This window comes from Vibrio sp. CB1-5, from assembly GCF_059412285.1.
Genome location: NZ_JBJHPB010000002.1, coordinates 166,009 through 189,094, shown reverse-complemented (window position 1 = coordinate 189,094; position 23,086 = coordinate 166,009). Strand labels below are relative to the sequence as shown.

13 protein-coding genes are annotated in these 23,086 nt (G+C 48.7%); 2 read left to right on the top strand and 11 right to left on the bottom strand.

Annotated features, from left to right (window positions below; translation table 11 throughout):
* Positions 1-34: 34 nt before the first annotated feature.
* Both rluA and rapA read right to left on the bottom strand, forming a co-directional pair.
* Positions 35-772, bottom strand: a complete 738-nt coding sequence (gene rluA / locus ACJB0T_RS02335) for a bifunctional tRNA pseudouridine(32) synthase/23S rRNA pseudouridine(746) synthase RluA (RefSeq protein WP_479291433.1) — start codon at positions 770-772, stop codon at positions 35-37.
* 141 nt (positions 773-913) lie between these two features.
* Positions 914-3,823, bottom strand: coding sequence for an RNA polymerase-associated protein RapA (rapA, locus tag ACJB0T_RS02330; RefSeq protein ID WP_479291435.1), 2,910 nt, complete (start codon positions 3,821-3,823; stop codon positions 914-916).
* A 583-nt stretch (positions 3,824-4,406) separates the two neighbouring features.
* On the opposite strand from rapA, the gene ACJB0T_RS02325 reads away from it, so the two are divergent.
* Positions 4,407-5,783 carry a PhoH family protein gene (locus tag ACJB0T_RS02325; protein WP_479292317.1) on the top strand — a complete coding sequence of 459 codons (1,377 nt, stop codon included), beginning with the start codon at positions 4,407-4,409 and terminating at the stop codon, positions 5,781-5,783.
* A 169-nt stretch (positions 5,784-5,952) separates the two neighbouring features.
* Here ACJB0T_RS02325 and tldD read toward each other — a convergent pair whose 3' ends face one another.
* From tldD to ACJB0T_RS02285, 8 genes are all read right to left on the bottom strand, one after another.
* Positions 5,953-7,392, bottom strand: a complete 1,440-nt coding sequence (gene tldD / locus ACJB0T_RS02320) for a metalloprotease TldD (RefSeq protein WP_479291437.1) — start codon at positions 7,390-7,392, stop codon at positions 5,953-5,955.
* A gap of 25 nt (positions 7,393-7,417) precedes the next feature.
* Positions 7,418-8,236, bottom strand: a complete 819-nt coding sequence (locus tag ACJB0T_RS02315) for a carbon-nitrogen hydrolase family protein (RefSeq protein WP_479292319.1) — start codon at positions 8,234-8,236, stop codon at positions 7,418-7,420.
* Positions 8,237-8,249: 13 nt separating this feature from the next.
* Positions 8,250-12,143, bottom strand: coding sequence for a YhdP family protein (locus ACJB0T_RS02310; protein ID WP_479291439.1), 3,894 nt, complete (start codon positions 12,141-12,143; stop codon positions 8,250-8,252).
* 10 nt (positions 12,144-12,153) lie between these two features.
* Positions 12,154-13,623, bottom strand: coding sequence for a ribonuclease G (gene rng / locus ACJB0T_RS02305; RefSeq protein WP_479291441.1), 1,470 nt, complete (start codon positions 13,621-13,623; stop codon positions 12,154-12,156).
* 18 nt (positions 13,624-13,641) lie between these two features.
* Positions 13,642-14,226 (bottom strand): Maf family protein, encoded by a 585-nt coding sequence (locus ACJB0T_RS02300; protein WP_479291443.1) that lies wholly within the window; start codon positions 14,224-14,226, stop codon positions 13,642-13,644.
* Entirely contained in the window at positions 14,216-14,704 is a 489-nt protein-coding gene (gene mreD / locus ACJB0T_RS02295) for a rod shape-determining protein MreD (protein WP_479291445.1), read from the bottom strand. Before mreD ends, ACJB0T_RS02300 begins: the two co-directional genes overlap by 11 nt.
* Before the next feature lie 17 nt (positions 14,705-14,721).
* Entirely contained in the window at positions 14,722-15,585 is an 864-nt protein-coding gene (gene mreC / locus ACJB0T_RS02290) for a rod shape-determining protein MreC (RefSeq protein ID WP_479291447.1), read from the bottom strand.
* Positions 15,586-15,646: 61 nt separating this feature from the next.
* Positions 15,647-16,690 carry a rod shape-determining protein gene (locus ACJB0T_RS02285; RefSeq protein ID WP_042473407.1) on the bottom strand — a complete coding sequence of 348 codons (1,044 nt, stop codon included), beginning with the start codon at positions 16,688-16,690 and terminating at the stop codon, positions 15,647-15,649.
* Positions 16,691-17,068: 378 nt separating this feature from the next.
* Here ACJB0T_RS02285 and ACJB0T_RS02280 point away from each other — a divergent pair, with 378 nt between their 5' ends.
* A complete protein-coding gene (locus ACJB0T_RS02280; protein WP_479291449.1) occupies positions 17,069-19,480 on the top strand; it encodes a metallophosphoesterase in 2,412 nt (803 codons plus the stop codon).
* Positions 19,481-19,506: 26 nt separating this feature from the next.
* Here the strand turns inward: ACJB0T_RS02280 and ACJB0T_RS02275 are convergent, their stop codons facing one another.
* The gene (locus ACJB0T_RS02275) at positions 19,507-23,085 is read right to left on the bottom strand and encodes a cellulose synthase subunit BcsC-related outer membrane protein (protein ID WP_479291451.1); all 3,579 of its coding nucleotides are present in this window, start codon (positions 23,083-23,085) and stop codon (positions 19,507-19,509) included.
* Position 23,086: the final 1 nt, after the last annotated feature.

The window sequence follows — 23,086 nt, the reverse complement described above, 5'->3', positions numbered from 1 at the left end:
GATCTCTCCTTTGATGTTCACGGCCGACAGTTATTTATGGCCGAGGAAGAGTCTTATAATCGGGTAATTGTGGCGCTGGGTCAAAGTGCTCAATCACAAGTTGCTCGGTCTGAGGGTAAAAATCACATGGGACAAAAATCGCCTGAAGCTGCTCAGTTTGCGGATGATAGAAGCAAAGCTCTGCGGCATGCAGTTCTAGGCGTTCAGAATAGTCCATGGCCTCTTCGTGAGCGTAGAACTCATCACCCACAATAGGATGACCGAGCGCCAGCAAATGAACGCGCAATTGATGAGAGCGCCCAGTGATAGGAAACAGACGAACGATACTGGTTTTCTCCTCCTGCTCGACCACCTGATAGTAGGTTTGTGATGGCTTACCATGCTCATAACACACCTTTTGACGCGGGCGGTTTGGCCAATCGCAGATCAAAGGCAGGTCAATGAGGCCTTCACTCTCTTTCGGCGTACCCCAAACGCGCGCATAGTAAATCTTGTGCGTCAGACGGTATTGAAACTGCTTCTTAACCGAACGCTCCGCCTCTTTGGTTTTCGCCAGCAGCATAAGGCCGGATGTCGACATATCAAGTCTGTGCACTACCTGAATATCAGGATAGTCAGCGACCAAACGGCTCCACATGCTATCGTAATGCTCCGCCGCTTTTCCCGGAACCGATAGCAGCCCTGAAGGCTTGTTGACCGCAAGGATGTGCTCATCCTCATAGACAATATCAGTCCAAGGATCGGTGGGTGGGGTGTAACTTAGCATGGCCATAACAGGGTCTCGCAGTGGCAATCAGGTTTGCTGATAGGAAAAACAAAAGGCGCAACTTACGCTGCGCCATTGTATCAATCGCATTTCGGGTTAACGAAATGGTTATTTGAAACGCTCAACTCTAAGCTATTAACTCAAAGCTTAGTTGTGGCTAACGACAATCAAGCGAAGCGAATCAAGCTGACCTTGTGCCTTATTGATGTAGCCATCTAGCTCAGTGATTTGAGACTCAATTGCTTCAATCTCTTCATCACGAATATTTGGGTTCACCGCTTTCAAGGCTTGCAGGCGCTCAAGCTCGCCGTTAAGGCTCGCGTACATCGCTTTGTGTGCACCTTCACGAACCGCAGTCACCTTCTCTTCAACTGCGCCATTGCCCGCTTCAATCAAACGATGAACGTCCGCTTGAACTGAGCCTACTAGCTTGCTCGCTAGATGACGGTTTACTGGGCTAAGTTGGCGGTTGAAACCTTCAAACTCTACTTGTGAAGAGAGATCGTTGCCACGGCCATCCATCATCATGCGAATTGGTGTTGGCGGTAGGAAGCGGCCAATGCCACTTTGCTTCGGCGCTTGTGCATCCACAACGTAGACCAACTCAAGCAATATTGTACCGACCGGCAGCGCTTTGTTTTTTAGAAGCGATACCGCACTCGTGCCCACACCCTCACTCATTACCAAGTCGATGCCACCTTGGATCATTGGGTGCTCCCAACTGATAAAGTTCATATCTTCACGAGATAGCGCAGTATCACGATCAAACGTAATCGTAGCACCGTCGTATGGAAGGCCTGGATAGCTTGGCACCATCATGTGCTCAGATGGCGTCACCACAAGGGCGTTTTCACCCTTGTCATCTTGGTTTAGGCCTATGGTGTCAAATAGGCTCAGCGCAAACGTCACTAGGTTAGTATCGCCGTCCGTTGCTGAGATTTTCTCAACAATCTGCTGCGCCGCTTCACCGCCATTGGAGTGCATTTCTAGTAAGCGATCACGGCCTTGCTCCAGCTCGTGTTTCAGCTCTTGGTTGTATTGACGAGAGCCTTCTATCACTTCATCAAGCTCACTAGTGTCACCGCTAGCTAGCATGTTAATGATGCTATCTTGGTAACGGTCATAGACCATTCGACCGGTTGGGCACGTCTCAGCAAACGCATTGAGACCTTCGTTAAACCAACGAGCCAGAATGCCTTGCGACGTGCCTTCTAGATAAGGAACATGCACATCGATATCACGCTTTTGACCGATACGATCCAAGCGACCGATACGCTGCTCTAGAAGATCTGGGTTGAATGGCAAATCGAACATCACAAGCTGGTTAGCAAACTGGAAGTTACGACCTTCAGAGCCAATCTCACTACAGATCAAAACCTGAGCACCGCCCTCTTCCTGCGCAAAGTAAGCCGCGGCTTTATCGCGCTCTAGAATAGACATCCCTTCGTGGAAGACAGTTGCGCGAATACCTTCACGCTCACGCAGTGCTTGCTCAAGCTGCAGCGCTGTGCTGGCGCGAGACGCAATGACCAATACTTTTTCACTGCGCTTGGCGGTGATTTTCTCAATCAGCCAGTTAACGCGCGAGTCAAACTGCCACCAGCTGGAATCTTCACCTTCAAACTCTTGGAAGATCTCTTCAGGATAAAGCATCTTCATCGCACGCGCTTCAGGTGTCATCTTGCCGCCAATCATGCCAGACACACGCATTGAGGTGGTGTACTGCTGCGGGATTGGCATCGGTACCAAGTTCACATTACGCGTTGGGAAGCCTTTAATGGCTGCGCGAGTGTTTCTGAACAGTACGCGGCCTGTGCCGTGACGATCCATCAGGTTATCGATAAGCTCTTGGCGCGCGGTCGCTTTCTCTTCGTCGCTCGCATTGCTCTCTAGCACGTTGAACAGAGGCTCAACATCTTGCTCAGACAGCAATTCGGTAATTTGGTTTTTGGCTTCATCGGCCAGCGCTTGACCGGAGAACAGCGCCGTTACCGCATCGGCAACCGGGGCATATTGCTCCTCTTCTTTAATAAATGCATCGTAATCAAAGAAGCGATCTGCATCCAGAAGACGCAAACGGGCAAAGTGACTCTCGCGGCCAAGCTGCTCAGGGGTTGCTGTCAGTAGCAGCACACCTGGCGTCTTTTCTGCCAACGCTTCTACCACTTGGTATTGACGGCTTGGCTGCTCTTGGCTCCACTCTAGGTGGTGTGCTTCATCAACCACCAACAAGTCCCACTCGCCTTCAAGTGCCTGCTCAAAACGCTTACGACTCTTACGAAGGAAATCGAGTGAACACAACACGAATTGCTGAGTATCAAATGGGTTTTCTGCTTCCGCGTACGCTTCAATACAACGCTCTTCATCAAAGATAGAGAAGTGCAGGTTAAAGCGACGCATCATTTCGACTAGCCACTGGTGCTGAAGGGTTTCTGGCACCACGATCAACACACGCTGTGCACGACCCGATAACACCTGTTGGTGAATGATCATGCCCGCTTCAATGGTCTTACCTAGGCCTACTTCATCGGCAAGCAGCACGCGAGGCGCGTAACGGCGTCCCACTTCGTGGGCAATGAATAGCTGGTGCGGAATAAGACCAGCACGCATACCACACAGACCACGCATTGGGCTCTTGTGTTGCTCATACTGATTGCTCAGCGCGCGGTAACGCAGCACGAAGTTGTCCATACGGTCGATTTGACCCGCGAACAATTTGTCCTGTGGCTTATTAAAGCGAATTTGGTGGCTTAAGAAGATCTCACGTAGAGCGATATTCGCTTCTTCAGTGTCTTGACGTGTACCTACATAAGTGAAGATACCTTGGTCTTCGATCACTTCTTCCACTTCTAGCGACCAGCCTTCTTGGCACTCAATGACATCACCGACATTAAACGTAACTCGGGTGACAGGCGCATCACTACGAGCGTATACGCGATTCTCTTCTGATGCTGCAAACATGAGTGATACTGTTCTCGCATCCAGTGCGACGACCGTACCCAAACCTAAATCACTTTCCGTATCGCTAATCCAGCGCTGCCCTAAAGCAAATGTCATAGAGAGACTACCTCAATTCGTGTCGATTTTTGTTATTTCAGCGGTAACGCAGCCTGCCAAGTCGTGACACACTGAGCTCAATACTCCGCCCAAATAATAGTAGGCGATAGTGCAAAATTTGCTCACCCCATCCCCTAGATGAAAGGTCGCTAATCTTACTTGAAGGCGTGATACAGGTCACGCCAATTACAAGGAAAAGCTGAGTTTTTTTTGAATTGTCGTGGTTGACATCAAACTGCAAAAAAACAGTGTCATTTCTGAGAACGAAAGTGACACTTTTCACTTATACTCAGAATGTAAACGTTAACGACATGTGACTACTCGCCAAGCTCTGATAGTCACCTCCCTCGTTAGCCTTACAGGGAATCAGGTTCAATTTGGACTCACTTCAATTGAACGTAACACGGTTGACTCACTAAGATAGGACATCAGAGCCAGCATAGATCCCCAACATTGCTAACACTAGTGAATTAGCTGGAAGCGTTGAGTTTTCTAGAAGCAGCAAATGTGGACAGACAGTCTGACTCGATCGCTATCTGAGTTAACCGCAAAGGACAAGCACCAGTTGCGGCAAGGAGACTCTATGGGCGATACCGACCGTAAAATTTTCGTTCTCGACACCAACATCCTTCTCCACGAACCTCACGCCATTTTTTCATTCAAGGAACACGACGTCGTCATTCCGATGACCGTTCTCGAAGAACTCGACCGAATAAAAGACAGCAAACGCGATGTCGCGCGTGATGCTCGTGTCGCCATTCGAGCTCTAGAAGACATTTTTAAAGACGCCACGCCCGATGAGATCTCTGAAGGCATTCCCTTTTCCAGCAATATAGACGCAACGGGCACCCTCTCTATCCTCGCCGATTACGTACTGCAAGAAACCGTCAAAGCCTTTGCCGATAAAGAGGGTGACAATCGGATCCTAAATGCGGTGCTCTATCTGCAAAACAAACGTTCACCACGCGAAGTGGTGTTGGTGACAAAAGACATCAATATGCGACTGCGCGCCAAAGGCGCTGGCGTGCGTTTTGTAGAAGATTATCGAACCGACCAACTGATTGACGATGTGCAGTACCTAACCAAAGGCTTTCAAAAATCGCAAGGCACGTTTTGGGAACACATTAATGAAGTCGAGACCAAAACCCTAGCCAGCAAGACCTATCACACCTTCGACCGAGAGGCGGTTGACCCAACCTTCATCAACCAATACCTCATCGACGAGTCGAGCGATTTTGCCGGGCGAGTGGCCGACATCGACGGTGATAAAGTGACGATTCGTGACTTAAGCCAAGAACGCATGCTGTGCCGTCAAGCGTGGGGTATCAGGCCGAAAAACATCTATCAAGGCATGGCGATGGACGCCCTGCTCGACCCGGACATTGACCTAGTCATTCTCACGGGTGCAGCGGGCAGTGGTAAAACCTTGCTTGCCATGGCCGCTGCACTAGAAATGACCATAGAGCGTGACATGTTCGATAAGATCATCGTGACCCGAAACACGCCAGATATTGGTGAGTCAATCGGTTTCCTACCGGGCACTGAAGAAGAGAAGATGATGCCGTGGTTGGCGGCGATCACCGATACCCTTGAAGCGCTACACAAGAATGATCACTGCACTGAAGGCTCTCTTAAGTACATTTGCGATAAGGCTAACATTCAATTCAAGTCGATTAACTTTATGCGCGGCCGCTCGATTCAAAATGCGTTTGTATTGCTTGATGAGTGCCAAAACCTAACCGCATCGCAAATCAAAACCATCATCACACGCTGTGGTGAAGGCACCAAGATTGTTTGTTCTGGTAACTTAGCGCAGATTGATTCGCCTTATTTAACGCCAGTAACATCGGGACTGACATACATGGTAGAGCGATTTAAGAACTTTGGTGGCAGTGCCAATATTCATCTCAATGGTGTAGTGAGAAGTCGACTGGCGGAGTTTGCTGAGGAGAATTTGTGAGTCGATATTAGGATGATAATACTTCGTCATCCCCTTGAAAAAGGGGATCTCTTCCCGCATATGACGCGCTGTAGGAGATCCTCGCTTTCGCGAGGATGACGATATATCAAATGACGAGATGTCGAGTGACGGTATATCGCAGACAGTAATTGTGACAATGCGAGGAAAGTTAGTCCGTACCACCAACAGTTAGCGCATCCAACTTCAAACTTGGCTGACCGACACCGACTGGCAGGCTTTGTCCTGCTTTGCCACACACACCGACACCACGGTCAATCGCTAGGTCATTACCAACCATGGACACTTGCTGCATCGCTTCAATGCCCGAGCCAATCAGCGTTGCGCCTTTCACAGGAGCAGTGATCTTACCATCCTCAATCAAGTACGCCTCTGAGGCTGAGAACACAAACTTACCCGAAGTGATGTCCACCTGACCGCCACCAAAGTTTGGTGCATACAGGCCTTTCTTCACCGTTGAGATGATCTCTTCAGGAGAGTGCTCACCAGGCAGCATGTAAGTGTTGGTCATACGCGGCATTGGCAAATGAGCATAAGACTCACGGCGTGCATTACCCGTTGGGTTCACGCCCATAAGACGTGCATTAAGCTTGTCTTGTAGGTAGCCTTTCAATACACCATTTTCGATTAGAGTATTGTACTGACCGTGTACACCTTCATCATCGACGTTAAGCGAGCCGCGCAAATCTTGCAGCGTACCATCATCAACAATGGTACAAAGGTTTGAAGTGACTTGCTCGCCAACCTTGCCAGAGAAGACTGAAGATTCTTTGCGGTTAAAGTCGCCTTCTAAACCGTGACCTACCGCTTCATGCAGCAGTACGCCCGGCCAACCCGCACCGAGTACTACTGGCATCATGCCCGCTGGAGCGTCAATCGCCTCAAGGTTAACCAGCGCTTGGCGAATCGCTTCGTCAGCGTAGTTGTAAGCAACCTGCTGGCCTTCTTCCGTTGATAGGAAGAAATCATAACCATATCGGCCACCACCACCCGCGCTGCCACGTTCGCGACGCTCGCCTTTTTGCGCCAGTACGCTAATCGACAAACGAACCAATGGACGAACATCACCCGCAAAGGTGCCATCGGTTGCCGCAACCAACATCTGTTCATACACACCGCTCAGGCTCACTGACACTTCTTTAACCAATGGCTCTTTGGTGCGGATGTAAGCATCCAGTTGTTTCAGAAGCTCTGTCTTTTGCTGCTTTTCCCAGCTTTCCAACGGGTTCACTGCCGCATAATAAGCTTGGTTGTCGCTGCGAGTCAGCGCTTTCACTTGAGCGCTTTGACCTTGTTGAGCAATACCGCGGGCTGCGATAGCGCTCTGACTCAGCCCATCAAGGGTGATTTGGTCGGAATACGCAAAACCAGTTTTCTCACCAGTCACAGCGCGCACACCCACACCGCGATCAATGTTGAAAGAGCCATCTTTGATGATGCTGTCTTCAAGAACTAAAGATTCGTGCCAGCTGGATTGAAAGTAGATATCTGCATAGTCAATTTGGCGAGTCGCAATGCTCGCCAGTGTAGCTTCAATATCTTGCTCAGAGAGACCGGTTGGGCCTAGTAGCGCGTCTTCTATGCGTTCCATATTTGATTGCTCTTAATAAGTATAATTAGTGGAGATGTTGCTCGAAGCGGATATGTTTGGCGACAGGCATGCTCTGTCTTACCTCTTCGACCACATCAAAATTCAATTCGGCAGTAATGGTGCCCGCTTGCTGTTCAAGTTGGCCTTGGATCTCGCCCCAAGGAGACACCACCATAGAGCGTCCCCAAGTCTCTCGACCGCATGGGTGGGTACCGCATTGATTGGCGGCAACGATCCAACACTGGTTTTCAATAGCTCTTGCTCGCAGCAACACTTCCCAATGTGCTTTGCCCGTCACCGCGGTAAACGCAGCTGGCACGACAATCACATTCGCGCCTTGCGACCTGAGTGCACAGTACAAATGTGGAAAGCGCAAATCATAACAGATAGATAACCCAATCGCGCCAAAATCTGTCGGCACCATAGCGATATTGCCCCCAGCCTTAAAGGTTTCGGACTCTCGGTAAGTCTTGTGGGCGTCATTCACATCGACGTCAAACATGTGCAACTTGTCATAATGATTCATACGCTGACCATTACTGTCAAAGACCAGCGTGGTGGTCGACACTTCGCTTTCAGAAATACGAATAGGAAAGCTGCCAATGATCAGATTCACGCTATATTGCTTAGCAAGATTGGCGAGTTTGGTTTGAAACTCCCCTTTACCCAAGTATTCTGCGTGTTGGTGGTAGTCTCGACGTTGACCGAATACCAACGCATTTTCAGGCGTTAGTATCCAGCGCATACCTTTGTCTGCCAAAAACGCGACTTTTTGCTCAATATGCTCAAAGTTACGTTGCGGGTCAGGCCCCGAGGTCATTTGTATGATTCCAAAGCGTTCCATGCTCATAGACGACTTATTTCTCCTTCTTAAGATCCTCAGGCAGCGTGTATTCACCGCTACTGCGGGATATTTCACTAACTGTCGGGGAGTCAAGCGGCCCTTTTACCGAGTAGTTGACTTGCGTTACTACCTCAACGACAGGCGAGATCACTGTCGTCACAGCCAGCACGACTAACGCCGTTTGTGGCGTTACCGCAAACGCGGTGATGATAGGAATACCCGAGGTCATATCAGGGGTGAAGCTCACCTCTGCATCTACAGTTTGTTTAGAAAGATCAGCCAAACCTTTGATTCTCATATCACCGGCTACCGCATCCATCTTAATGTCGTTGGTGACAAACACACCATCACGCACTCGGCCGCTACCTGTTATCGAGTTAAAGGCCATGCCTTTATCAAATACATCCGAGAAATCGAGCTGCATCTTGCGAATAATAGAGTCAAGACTAAACAAACCAAGTAGTCGCGCCGCGCCGCTAACGTCGGAGATCACCCCTTTGCCAAGCTTGGTATTCATATCACCATTAACGGTATCAAGGCGCATAGACCAAGGCGCTCCATCCCAATCAAGTTTGGCTTTCATTTCAAACGGCGCACGTTGAATACCCGTAGTGATACCAAAACGCTCCATGAGATCGCTGTTGTTTTCACCTTTTACCGCGAAGTTCACTTGAGTCTTATTTTGATCACCTGACACCATCCAGTTACCATCGATATCCACTAGGTTGGCACCGCTAGAGAGTTGCAGCTTGTTCCAAACCAGCTTATTGCCCTGCCTAGACACATCCATGTCGACCTTACCTACTTTGTAACCTTGGAACCAAAAGTTATCGATGGTCAACAAGGTATCGGGTAGCGCTTCAAACAAGGAACGCTCAAAATCAGTCACACTCGGTGCGTCTGGGTTTTCTTGGGTGATGATCGACTCATCTTGCTCGGCAATCTCATCAAGCTCGGGTACATAAATATGTAAACGGCTCAATGCAACATGCAGCTCGTTGTTATCACTGTAACTGGCCTCGCCTTTTGCCTCTTGGCTATCCAGAGCAAACTGCCAACCACCTTTTTTATATCTAGCATCGAAATTAACATCGTGCCATTCAATTCCGCCTAATATCAGCTCTTTAGCTTCGACACTGGCACGTTTTGGCAATGGCAGTTCTGGCTTAGGCAAGTCATCCAGCACCGCTTTTTTATCGCTCGGTGGCTCTTCAAATACCTCTGCCCATTTATCAAAATCGATAGTATCAGAACGCACTTGGAAGTGATGGCCAAGGATTGGGCTAATTTTAAATCCGCCCTCCCCAAGCACTAGGTTGGTCGCCTTCAGCACAGGAACTTGTTGGGTAATATCAATCTCAGTCTGGTATTTTACCGATGGCAGTTGCAAGCGAGCGGTGATGTTTTCCTGATTTCCAGAGGCTTGCAGCCTTGCCTTGCCAGCATCACCAAACGACTTACTGAGCGGATAAGGATAATCACTGGCAATCGTCGCAAGGTTGGCATCTAAGTCCAGTTGATAGGTAAAGCCTACATCATTAAGCTGGATGTCCACATCTAGGTGCCAAGGTGCGTGCCCTGCCAAGCGGCTTACGACCTTATCGCCAATGTAAGGCTCTAGGGGCTTGGTGCTCCAATCGCCAACTGAGTTGATCTTCACTGCGTAGCCTTTGCTTGCGTTCTGCCCTTGGAAGTCCAAGTTGATTGGCTGGTCAAGTAAGTTCGCAGACAGTCCCGTTGCCCTAACTACGTCATTATCAAACTCTATGCGACCAGAGACCTGCTCCAACGTCATAGGCGGTGCATCAATCTCAACATGATTATTGCTAAGGTCTGCGTGACCCCAAGCTCTAGATGGCGTGTCATCACCACCAAACGGAATGTAGAGCTGAAAATCAGCGGTTACGTCACCACCGACTTGAACCGCGGTTAATGCCGCACCGACCGAGTCTACCAAAGGTGAAGCGGTCATATAATCTCGGACTGCACTGCCTTGACCGGTAGCTTTAGCCTCAATTTCTAGGTGACCATCACCGCGAAGCTCAGGAATTCGTCCGGTAATTCGCTTACCTTGAACATCCATCAAGGTTGCTGAGCGCGAATCAAGATACATGCTCTCGTTTTGGAACAGTAAATCAAGTTGAAGATCCGTCAGCGGTGGCCAATTGGTATCAAAACTAAACTTGGCATCACGAAGGCCTACAAACGCTTGGAACATACCGTTGTTGTCACGATACGGGAAATCAGAAAGCTTGCCGTACCACAAAAGCTTAGAGGTGTTCACGCGACCTGCTTGAATTGCCGCGGATAGATAGTCTGTTAAGCTCTGCCCCATTGCTAGAGTTGGCAGGTACCGCCACACTTCCCCTGCGTTGTACAGATCCGCTTCGGCATAAAAGGACAAGAACGGACTGTCATTTTTAGGGAAATCGAGCCTAAATGCCCCCAGAACTTGAAGATCAGGCGTGGCAGCTGTCACTTTATCCGACCATAGTGACCAGCCTTGCTCACCATGGTTTTCCCAGTGAATGTCGACTAAGCCTTGCTTGATATTCAGTGGCGCTTGAAACACATCTCCGTATGGGAACTTATCATCGATAACCGACACTCGCGCATAAGCACGTTCAGTATTACCACGTAGATGGCCTGAAACATGAGAAAATCCAGGTAATAGTCCCCATTGAGATAGCGACATTTGTTTTAATGACGCCGAATACTTAATCGAATCAGTACCAGCAAGTTGAGAAACACGGATGTCTTCAATACGGCCGCCTGGGTTAAGTCTCGACAGCCATTGATCTATATTCTCGTTATTAGCCAATGTCGCCAATGGTTTTAAGCTATCAACATCAAGCTCGGAGATATTGACTTGCCATTGATTATCACGATTCCAATCAACGGCAATATCCAACTCAGGCCAGGTAACTTCATCAGTACGAGCCTGTACTTGGTGAACATTCAGTTGCCAACCCGACGTAGATGGCAGTAGATGTAATACCGCAGACTCAACGATGAGGTCATGTTGCTGATTATCTCTTTTCCAACTAAGTTCAGAAGGAAGCACATCCAAATAGACTTCTTTTGCTTTGCTATTATCTAGCTCAAGCCAAGCTCTTAGACTGACCGATCCTGATTCAATGCCCGTTTGCTGCTTCTGCTCATCCGATAGCCAAGGAGACAGCGACATCTCATCCACAGTGACATAAAAGTCGCCAGTCACACTGGTGAGAGAGCCATTATCAACAAAGTCTGCTCGCACTTCGAGCGCATTAAGATTGGCATCGGCGATGGACACCACGCCTTGCGCTAAGTGGCGACGTTTTTCGTTACGCCATTGCAAATTCTCAATATCTAACTGACGAGCTTCATCAGAAATAGAGGTGTAGTGGATAGTCGAGTCCGCTACCGTGAATCGGTCAAGCTGTCTCAACAATAAGTTATCCAAACGCTGGATCAACTGCTCACCACTTTTCGCTGGTGCGTTGGTTGCCAGCTCGGACGGTTTACTCTCCGCCGCCTTGAGCAGATCCACCGAGCGAACATCCAGCGTCATGCCGTTGATCACCATATCCGCCAATACAGGCTGGCGCTGCAACACGGTTTGTATTAGATCGAACTCGAGTTCAAGGTTGGAAACTTCAAACTGGGTTTCAGGACTATCAGGGAGACCAACTGATACTCCTTGCAGAGAAATTGAGGGGTGAGTATTACGCCAAAAACCGCGCACGTCCTTAAGCGAGACATTCATTCCCGTGGATTGGTTTATCCAAGTGACGATTTCAGGTTGAACTTTGTTCAGTTGAGGCAGGCCGACACGCAGCACTGTGACCGTGGAGGCAAGTAACACCAGCACGGTCAATATTAGCCAGAGAAATAGGCGTATGATTTGATTAACGCGAGGACTCACAAATTTCTCATCACATCATAACAACATCAAATTGTTCTTGAATATACAGTGGTTCCGCTTGAATTCGAACTTGCTTACCAATAAAGACTTCAAGCTCGGCGAGTGCATGTGACTCTTCACCCTCTAGCGCTTCCGCAACAGCAGGTGCCGCATAGACCACAAACTTGTCTGCATCATAAGCTCGATTGACTCGAGTGATTTCACGTAGGATCTCATAACAGACGGTTTCCACCGTTTTCACCGAACCACGACCTTCACAAGTTGGACAACCGCTACACAATACATGTTCAATACTTTCGCGGGTACGCTTTCGGGTCATTTCCACCAGACCAAGCTGGGTAAAGCCATTGATGTTGGTTTTTACACGATCTTTTGATAGAGCTGCTTCAAGAGAAGATAAAACACGTTGACGGTGCTCATCCAGCCCCATGTCAATGAAATCGATAATGATGATACCACCTAGGTTACGCAGTCTCAGTTGGCGAGCAATCGCTTGAGTCGCTTCAACATTGGTGTTAAAGATGGTCTCTTCCAGATTACGTCGACCAACGAATGCACCTGTATTAATGTCTACCGTGGTCATGGCTTCAGTTTGATCGATGATCAGATAGCCACCGGATTTAAGATCGACCTTGCGCTCCAGTGAGCGCTGAATTTCGTTCTCCGTATCGAACATGTCGAAAATCGGCTTATCACCTTCATAGAGTTCTAACAGTGACTCTAATTCTGGAACAAACTCACTGGTAAACTCTTTTAGACTCTCGAATATCAAACGGGAATCGACCTGAATTCGGGTGATTTCGGTACCAACGAAATCACGCAAGATACGATGTGCTAAGCCTAGCTCACCATACAAGGTCGAACGTGTCTTGTATTTAGTACGGCGCTCGTTGATTTTAGTCCACAAACGCTTAAGAAACGCGGCATCTTGCGCCAGTTCTTTCTCATTTGCACCCTCGGCTGCGGTACGAATGATGAACCCGCCATTCTCATCGCAGTAATCGGCCACCACTCGCTTAAGACGTAGGCGTTCATCTTCACTTTCAATACGCTGCGACACACCTACGTGGCTCGCGCCAGGCATAAACACCAAGTATCGTGAGGGTAGAGTGATGTCTGTTGTTAGACGAGCGCCTTTGGTGCCCAGTGGGTCTTTGACCACTTGCACCACAATGTCTTGCCCTTGACGGACTAGCTCAGAGATGTCGCGTACTTGAAACTGTTTTTTCTCGTTCTCAGCGACGCATTCGGTGTGAGGGACGATATCGGAAGCATGAAGAAACGCGGCCTTTTCAAGACCGATGTCGACGAACGCCGCTTGCATCCCCGGAAGCACGCGACTGACTTTACCTTTGTAGATGTTCCCCACGATGCCTCGTTTGGCTTCGCGTTCAATGTGGACTTCTTGAAGAATTCCACTCTCTATCATCGCAACTCTTGTTTCACTGGGAGTTACGTTTATCAACAGCTCTGCACTCATGAGCGCACCTCAATTATTTTAATTATTTATAAATTCTTGCAAGAGCTGGTCAGTTTCATACAGCGGCAGTCCCACTACGGCGTAATAGCTGCCCTCGATCCGAGTAACAAAACGCCCACCTAATCCTTGGATACCATAACTGCCAGCTTTATCTTTCGGTTCACCACTTTGCCAATATCGTTCTATTTCTTGTTGGCTGAGTGTTTTGAACCACACATCCGTGGTCACCACCACCGATGCTTGCTTTAATTTGCTTACCACGCTGACCGCTGTCAGCACTTGGTGTTTTTGACCTGACATGCTACTTAGCATGCGATTGGCATGGTCAACGTCGTTCGGTTTTTCTAATACATGACCATCAAGCACAACCACGGTATCGGAACCCACAACCACACTGTCTTGATGACTCAAAGCAAGCCCTGCCTGTGCCTTTTCTAGCGACAAACGCGCCACGTATTCTTCTGGCGCTTCACTATCTTGACGCTGCTCTTCAATATCTGGGCTAACAATAGAAAATTCGTAGCCCAGTTGAGTCAATAACTCTCTACGGCGCGGTGATGTGGACGCCAATACAACGCGTGATACTAGCTTACTATCTGACATGCCAATGCCTTCTTACTCGACGTAGCAGTAAAAACATCCATGGCCAGAGTATACAGTTAATCAATCCACTCCACAGCGACATTGGATTAAAAGTCACGTCTTGGATCAAATACTCGCCGAAAAAGATGCACACTTCGAGCACCATAGACAACAGCGCCATAATGGTAGCCTGCTGCCACAATGCCATGTTTCGTAACACTAAAAAGTTAAGCGCGATGACGTACACCACAATCGACATCATCATGCCGCGTATACCAAGGGTCGAGCCGACAAGTAAATCCCACACTAACCCGACAAACAAGGCAGTACCCACATTTACGCGGTGCGGCAGTGCTAGCACCCAGTAACCGAGCACTAAAAATAGCCATGAAGGGCGAATAAAATCCAAAACGCCCGGCCATGGGATGGTTTGCAGCACCAACGCCACCAGCAGCGACGTGCCAATCACCATATGACTGCGAAAAGAGCGGTTAGTCATAATTGTGTGTTAATCCTTTATTCTGCATTGAGGATATCTTCTACTTCCTGCTGCTGCCTATCATTATTCGGCCAGATCAAAAGTAGGTAGCGCAAACGGTCAAAATCAACCACGGGCTCAGCGATGATATTAGCGAACTCACGACGATTATCACGTTGCACCGATTTAACGTGTGCCACGGGATACCCTTCAGGATAAATACCACCAAGACCAGACGTCACAAGAAGATCGTCGGGTTGAATATCGGTACTGGTCGGAATGTGCTCCAGCTGGATCTCATCAATAGAACCGTTACCAGAGCCAATAACACGGATGTCATTGCGGATCACCTGTACTGGGATCGCGCTGTTAGTGTCCGTCAGTAGCATAATTCGACTATTGTGCGCCCCAACGAACGTCACCTGACCAACAATACCGTTTTCATTAATAACCGGTTGGCCTTCGTAGACACCATCAATACGACCTTTATCAATCACAACTTGGTGACGATAAGGAGAGGTGTCCACCGCCATCACCTCGGTAACCACTTTCTTCTCATCTCTCACAAAAGATGAGCCAAGTAGTTCACGGAAACGCTGGTTCTCTTCGCGATATTGATCGAGCAAGATAAGGTCGCTTTTCAAACGCAGCACTTCACGTTTGAGGTTGATGTTTTGCTCAGCTAAGCCTTGACGAGTATTGAGACGCTCATAGACCCCATCGAACATGCTGCGCGGTAAGTTGGCAGTATATTGAATAGGCGCAACGGCACTGTTCAGCAAATAGCGGAAATTGGAGAATGTGTCTAAACGACTATCAGCCAGCATTAAGCCGGCTGATAGAGTTACAGCAAGAAATAACCGAAGTTGTAAGGACGGACCTCGACCAAATATTGGTTTCATGTACTCATAACCTTGATGCGGACTCTAGTTTCAGTACCACACCAAAACTAGAGAGAAACCATTATTCTTCAGTAAATAGATCGCCACCGTGCATGTCGATCATCTCAAGCGCTTTACCGCCACCGCGAGCCACACAGGTCAGTGGATCTTCAGCGATAACAACAGGAATACCCGTTTCTTCAGTCAGTAGTCGGTCTAGATCGCGAAGTAGTGCACCACCGCCCGTTAATACCATGCCGTTTTCTGAGATATCTGATGCCAGCTCTGGCGGACACTGCTCTAATGCGACCATTACTGCCGAAACAATACCTGTTAGCGGCTCTTGAAGCGCTTCTAGGATCTCGTTTGAGTTTAGGCTAAAGCTACGTGGCACACCTTCAGCTAGGTTACGACCACGAACTTCGATCTCTTCCACCGTGTCACCAGGGTACGCAGAACCGATTTCGTGTTTGATCTTCTCAGCCGTTGCTTCACCGATCAAGCTGCCATAGTTACGACGCACGTAGTTGATGATCGCTTCATCAAAACGGTCACCACCGATACGAACTGACGACGAGTAAACCACACCATTTAGTGAGATAACCGCTACTTCCGTTGTACCGCCGCCGATATCGACCACCATCGAACCCGTAGGTTCTGAAACGCGCAGGCCAGCACCAATTGCAGCCGCCATCGGCTCATCAATGAGGTAGACTTCGCGAGCACCCGCACCCAGCGCAGACTCGCGAATTGCACGACGCTCAACTTGGGTAGAACCACAAGGCACACATACGAGTACGCGTGGGCTTGGCTTCAATACGCTGTTGTCGTGAACTTGCTTAATGAAGTGCTGAAGCATTTTTTCAGTCACGTAGAAATCAGCAATTACGCCGTCTTTCATTGGACGAATGGCAGAAATGTTGCCAGGTGTACGACCTAGCATCTGTTTCGCTGCATGACCGACGGCCGCAACGCTTTTGGCTGAACCCGCACGGTCTTGGCGGATAGCTACAACAGAAGGCTCGTCTAGGACGATACCCTGTCCTTTTACATAAATCAGTGTGTTGGCAGTACCTAAATCAATCGATAGGTCGTTAGAAAACATGCCACGCAGTTTTTTAAACATATTCTTCGCTCGTCCTGCAAGAATTAGAAGACAAAAATTGCACTAAATGTACCAATGCCGCGCCATCACAGCAAGGCATTGAAGCAGAAACATTGGAGGAAACCCCCATTTTCTTACAGTTTCCTTACTTAACGCAAAAAATTCACAGGATTTATTGGCGCTCAGCCATTATACCGCCCCAACCAATAGCGCCTAAGGCAGCTCCAATACATCTCGATATGCGTTTACTACCCGCAAATCCTCTCCCCCAAACACTGTTGAATGCGAACCACCACATAAAACCCAACAATAACTCCATTGCTAGTGATAATTCACCAACCAGAATCTGGTATCCTATGCAAGCTTTTGCTCTCCACTTTGATTAGCTATGGTTTTTCGATGATACGTACCCGCTTTACATTGCTCGCATTGGGCAGCGCCCTATCCGCAACATTGCTCTCTGGTTGTAACGATGAAACCAGCGTCTCGCTTGGCGATCCCATTCCAGTTGCACCAACTAAGTCTCATGGGCCAGCCTGTGACACCAGTGCCGGCACGCAGACCATTCGCTTTATCCACGTCGCTGACCTACACGGCCACTTTGGTTATCGTGAGCAGTTCTATAGCAAAATCAAACAAGTTCATGTCGACGCGCTTGCCGAAGAGCCCTACACCCTGTTTACCAACGGTGGTGATGACTATGAGAAAGGGACGGTTGCCGAGCAATTATCAGAGGGCTACGCCACGCTTGAGGCCACGCAAGCTTTGGAGTTTGATTATCGCGTGATTGGTAATCACGACTTTGCCTGGGGACCTGAGCAATTACTGGAGTACGCAAAAGATGATATATCAACAGTCCTTGCCTCCAACACCGAATACTATGGTAATGACCCTGCGGGATTTACAGGGGTCGACTTTGCTATTGCACAAGTCGGCTGTATTAAGGTAGGTGTATTTGGCATGACGTCAGGGCCTTGGAATGAGCTAGATGAAGAGATTAAGCCGCAAGTAGACTTTATTGACGATTTCAGAATGCGTTGGGACTGGAACGAGCGTGCACGCGAGATCATTGCCGATTATGGCGATCAAGTGGACTATATGGTGATGCTCAGCCACCTTGGCCATGGCACCGATGTCGCATTGGCTACTTTTGTTGACGGTATCGATCTTGTGCTCGGCGGACACACTCACGACTCACCAAAGACCACTAGAGTAAACGGCACGACAGTACTGCTGCCTGATTTTAATGCCAAAGGTTACACTGACGTCACCATAACGTTTGACCTCGCCACTAAAACCGCAATAGCGCCCGAAACCATTGCCGAACTCGACATTACCGAATCGTTACCGATTAACGAGACAACCAAACGTCGTATTGATGGCATCATGGGAACTTACGCTCCCGATGCGAACACCGAGATTGCGGTATCGCTCAAACAACCAAGCCGCGATGGTATCTTGGATATTCTGCATGACAGTTTGACCGACTTTACTGCACCCAAATCAGGGATCAATTATCAAATAGATGCCAGCTTCCTCAATCGCGGAGAAATTGAAGATAGCGAGATCTGGGCTCCAGGCTCATTGACCCAAGAAGACTTTCATCACGCCTACCCGATTGAGCGCCAGCCTGCTAATACGCCTGGTTTCTCATCACTGTATCAAGTGAGCGTATCAGGCGAAGCGCTTAGCGCTATGCTCAATTATGAAAGTGGTCTTGATTACCATGGTCCAGCACTAGGCGATATCGATTCAGCCAAGACCTATCAAGTAGGCCTCTTTAAATCCGCGGCTTGGAACCCTGAACGGTTCTTTAACGGCAGTTACTATCTTAAAGAAGATGCCGAGTTTGTTGGCGAAGCTTGGGAGATTTTTGATGCCTATGCCCGTAAACGTACCGCAAACTGCCAATACATCGACACTGACGAGCTACTGTTCAGTTGTGATGAAAACGCCCCGAATATAACCTCGGTTTGGAATTTTGATGATACGAGCGATATCTTTGCACCAAAGCAAAACATCGCTTCGAGTCTTACGCTTACGAATACGTCGGATGAGCAACAGCTTTGCAATAGTGAACTGTTGCGCTGTGGTACCACCGAGTCTTTTGCTTTACCGCAGCTTCCCGACGGTAGCAATGCTTCAGTGATTGAACTTGGCGAGCTGAACACATTAAAAACCGGTAGTTTTAAGCTGGCTACCGACGTTGCCGCTAACGGTGATTTTGCTAATCTCAATAGACTATCAAACTACACTTTAGTATTCGATGTCTTGTGGCCAGAGCAAGACGCCGAAGATGAAAAATACCGTGCAATTATTGACGCTGAACCAGGTAGCGTTGCACCTGATATTTTCCTCTCACCAGACGGTGAAATCGGGCTTAATCCAAATTACGCAGGCGCTATTGTCGCTAACACTTGGTACCGTATTGGTCTTGTGTTCTACACCTCTGAAACTGGCGATGTGGTTTACAAGCTCTATATCGATGGTGAGCATATTGACACCATGCGCTACCCTGGACTTGGCGAGCGCTGGGCAATGAATAGAGAAGGAATGGCATTATTTACCGACACCGCTACCGAAAGCTCTGAATCAGGAACGGTTTACCTCAATTCACTGATGTTCGTCGCCCGCTCATTGACGGACAACGACATCGCTAAGCTGGGCAAGGCTCAACAGGCGCTCAACTATGTTCCATCAGTGCGCGTTTTAAATCAAACCGTTGAACGCGCTTACCAAAATGCGCCAGTCGACTGGGCAAACAAATGGGTCAAACAGCGCGCTAAATTCTTCAAGCAGCGTCCGCAGTAAACTCGATGAGATACGAAATGCGCGGACTAGAAATAGTCCGCGTACAGTCTTAGCGGATCGGGCTGTAGTCGAGCTTTACGCCAATTCGCATCAAAGTGATACTTGAGATATACGTTAAACACACTCGGTTGGTAATCACTCGAAAATTGCTGCGACACATAGCCAACAAAACTCCAGTGATCGCTCACCCGGTACTCTGTATATAACTGAAGACCAGCACTAACCCCTGTTGATGAGGAAGCGGCACCACCGGGAATGTTGTACGGGGCATCAAACGAGGCATTGGAAAACGAGACTGTTCCCCTCACCCCGTAGGTCCAATCGAAACTGTGCCGGCGATAGTATGAGATAGGTAAAGCAAATGACGTGTAGCTTTGCGGACTGTAGTATTTGCCATGACTAATGATCACCTCATTGACGTTTTTATCATACCCCATGTAAAACACGGTTCCACCTAACGAAAACACCTCATCATCGCTACTAACAAAGTTATAGTAACTCCCTAACATGCCAGAGGTTCTATCGTTATCGGCCACATTGTTACCGGTTAACTGATGATACTCAAGATAGCCCCAAACGCCGTATGGACGCCCATCATTCCAGGAGGCGCTCACCGTGGCGCCAGTGCGAATCACACCACCGAACTCAGTAGTCACTCCAGAGGTTTCTGTCACCGATAGTCCGGAATAAGAGATAAAGCTCGCCGTAACAGGACGCTTAGAGACGTTGCCACGTAAGGTCACATCTCCCCACTCAGTGCTCCCTTCAATGCCCCCTACCCAGTCGGTATAACGAAAGCCAACAGGCGTGGTACCAATATCCGCTTGCCAATTCTCGGCTTCCCAGCCAACAGAGAAGGCTTGTCCCACTCGGTCGCGCTCGAACTCAACATTAGTGTCATAGTACGTCAGCGAGCCGCTATTGAGATAAACACTATCCGTACGAAGCTTGAGTCGTCCATCCCACTCAGGGATAGCAATGCCAAGCTCAAAAGGCACAGTGAGGTATTTAGAGCCACCCGGCACATTATTAAACTCTGCACCCACAATGAAATAAGATTGGTGACGTTCATCAATCCTATCGAGCGTGGCAATGATGTCGTTAGTCATCCAGTTATCGTCGGCATCACGATATGCGCTACCAATATCTCGAACTCGGGTTAAACCCAAGCGCTCTTTGTCATCCAAAAGCAAAGCCTGACGCGAATACTGCTGAGTCAACGCGTCTTTGGATTGAGATAGAGACGCTTCTTGCAGTTGCCAATAGTTGAAGGCGTTAAGCTGCTTTAAGGGCAAGTGGTTGTTGAAAAAGTTAATATAAGGCTGATTGTCCGTCTCCAGCGCCAAAGTCAAACTACTAACCATTTGCTCATTGCTAAGCTCGAACACGCGCTTCGCTTGAATATCCAAGACAGGAGCAATGTATTGAGGTGCAGCACTAAGCCAAGCACTGAGCCTTTCTTGAGATAGCACAACGCCGTCATTAAGGCGTGCCAGATAAATCTCTGAAGCGGCTTCAACCTGGTTTTCAGCCAGCAATCTATCGGCATCAAACAAACTTTGGCGCTGTTCAATAATGTCTGACAGTGCTTGACGTTGCTGAGCTTCTTGATAAATAGCTTGGTGAAAACTGGCGTTATCGATATCAAATGCCGCTTGTGACATAAGCTCTAACTCAGGCGTACTGAGCGAGGCAATATTCACTGCATCCATTTCGGCTTGGGCACGATCGTCAAAGGGCGTTTCTGACCAAAGCACAATCGCAGTTGGGCGATCATGGCGAGCGACATGTTCAATAAACGCAATCAGCTCATCACCTCTAAGCTGTTGTTTGGCAATTTGCTGGCGATAGTACTCAAGCTTCACGCGAGAGTAGGTTGAGAGTTCCGCAGAGGTGAGCTGTTGAGCAGGCGACTGATTAACAACCTCAAACGCCTCATCCCAGCGCCCCTGCCCTGTCAAATATAGGGTGAAGGCGTGCGTATGCTCATTGTCTTGATGCTGCTGATAAGCCGCTCTCATCAAAGTATCGGCCAAGCGACGCTGCTCCAACCGAAGCAACTGCTCCGCAATATCTTTTTTCACCCAAGGAAGATAAGCATCACTGTCGAGCACGCGCCTAAACTGCGCGCGAAATATCGGGTCATTTTCTGGTAGGACTTGGCTTTTTAACAATCTGCCGTAGACAACAAGATGTTCGACCTCTGCTGCGTAGGTCGCTATTTGCTCGATCTGTGCCGGTTTGAGGGTTTGCAGAGCGGCGTACTCGCCCTCATGACCTTCATTTGGCGCGTAAGTTTGTACAAAGAGCTGCAGCGCAGAACTGTTTTCTGGCGCTAAGGTCAGTGCTTTTTTGGCCACTAAATGCGCTTGGCTATACTCTTGCTGTACCAGATAGATCTGCCCTTTGATGATATGAGCAAAAGGTTCAGTATCATCCAGTGACAGCGCTAAGTCCGCTTGCTGCATCGCTTTGCTGTACTGCTCGGCACTCAGAGCTCGCCTAGAAGCATCAAGCGCTTGCCAAAAGCGAATCGAGTCTAGCTCGGATTGGTAGAAATCAATCAAGTCTGGTGAGTCATCAAGCTTTTGAGCTTGCTTGAACGCATCCACGGAAGCTTGATAATTATTGTTGTGGTAATAGTAACGGCCGAGCGCGACTAAAATTTCGGGATCATTCGGATACTTGCGGTTGGCCGCTTGCAGTGCCTTAAATGTGGTCGCGTCATACTGACGATTTTCGATTCGCTCAAATGCCACCAATTTCCCACGATATATCGGGTCTTTACGTAGCGTTTTTTCGCGTTCCCAACGCTGCTTAGCCGTTTCGTATTGCTGCTGGATACTCAAGTTATCTGGATGGTAACTGGCAATCCGCTCATGTGCATCCATCCACTCTTGAGACATAGGCTCGGTTTGTAACTCTGTCATCCAGAGCGTACTGGCGAACACACCAAGGCGAGAATCATTCGATAAATCGCGATAAATCGCTAACGCTTCAGGCTCTCGTCCATAGCGAGAGAGATGCCGAGCTAAACCAAGACGAATTTCACCAACATTGGGAAAAGCGTGATCCAACTGCTGATACGCCTCAAGCACCTGTTCCTGATACTCAGGAAAAGTTGACTTGAGCCCAAGGTAATCGAGTTCACTAATAATATCAGGGCGCTCGGAGCCATAAAGCTCCTCAAAGAGCTTCAGCGCCGCTTCATTTTGCCCACCACGCTGCAAGAGTATGGCTTGGTTGTACTGATCTCGCTCGGTAGTATGCAATTCGAGATAATTGCCAAAGGCAGCAATCAAAGCAGGATCTGCTTGTTCATTCAACTGCCTAAAAAGCGCGCCTGCTTCATCGGCTTGGTTGTTTCTAACCAACCAGCGCGCCTTTGCAAACAAGGCTTCAGGGCTATCTGGCGCAATCGCTAACCAGCGTTCGACGGCGGATTCAACAAGCGTCTCATCTTGTTTGAGCTCACCAATCACAATCTGGTTTTCAAGCCAATCCGGAGCTGAACGGTAAAACACCGAAGGAACGTCACTGGCCCACGCCGAGGAGCAAAGCACACTCAAAAGCGCTGCAGAAAGTTGGCTCGATGCTCTGCTCACC

What these genes read in the sequence shown, in the direction of transcription:
- rluA (WP_479291433.1), bottom strand. Translation starts at nt 772, where the DNA reads ATGGCCATGCTAAGTTACACCCCACCCACCGATCCTTGGACTGATATT.
- rapA (WP_479291435.1), bottom strand. Translation starts at nt 3,823, where the DNA reads ATGACATTTGCTTTAGGGCAGCGCTGGATTAGCGATACGGAAAGTGAT.
- ACJB0T_RS02325 (WP_479292317.1), top strand. Translation starts at nt 4,407, where the DNA reads ATGGGCGATACCGACCGTAAAATTTTCGTTCTCGACACCAACATCCTT.
- tldD (WP_479291437.1), bottom strand. Translation starts at nt 7,392, where the DNA reads ATGGAACGCATAGAAGACGCGCTACTAGGCCCAACCGGTCTCTCTGAG.
- ACJB0T_RS02315 (WP_479292319.1), bottom strand. Translation starts at nt 8,236, where the DNA reads ATGGAACGCTTTGGAATCATACAAATGACCTCGGGGCCTGACCCGCAA.
- rng (WP_479291441.1), bottom strand. Translation starts at nt 13,623, where the DNA reads ATGAGTGCAGAGCTGTTGATAAACGTAACTCCCAGTGAAACAAGAGTT.
- ACJB0T_RS02300 (WP_479291443.1), bottom strand. Translation starts at nt 14,226, where the DNA reads ATGTCAGATAGTAAGCTAGTATCACGCGTTGTATTGGCGTCCACATCA.
- mreD (WP_479291445.1), bottom strand. Translation starts at nt 14,704, where the DNA reads ATGACTAACCGCTCTTTTCGCAGTCATATGGTGATTGGCACGTCGCTG.
- mreC (WP_479291447.1), bottom strand. Translation starts at nt 15,585, where the DNA reads ATGAAACCAATATTTGGTCGAGGTCCGTCCTTACAACTTCGGTTATTT.
- ACJB0T_RS02285 (WP_042473407.1), bottom strand. Translation starts at nt 16,690, where the DNA reads ATGTTTAAAAAACTGCGTGGCATGTTTTCTAACGACCTATCGATTGAT.
- ACJB0T_RS02280 (WP_479291449.1), top strand. Translation starts at nt 17,069, where the DNA reads ATGATACGTACCCGCTTTACATTGCTCGCATTGGGCAGCGCCCTATCC.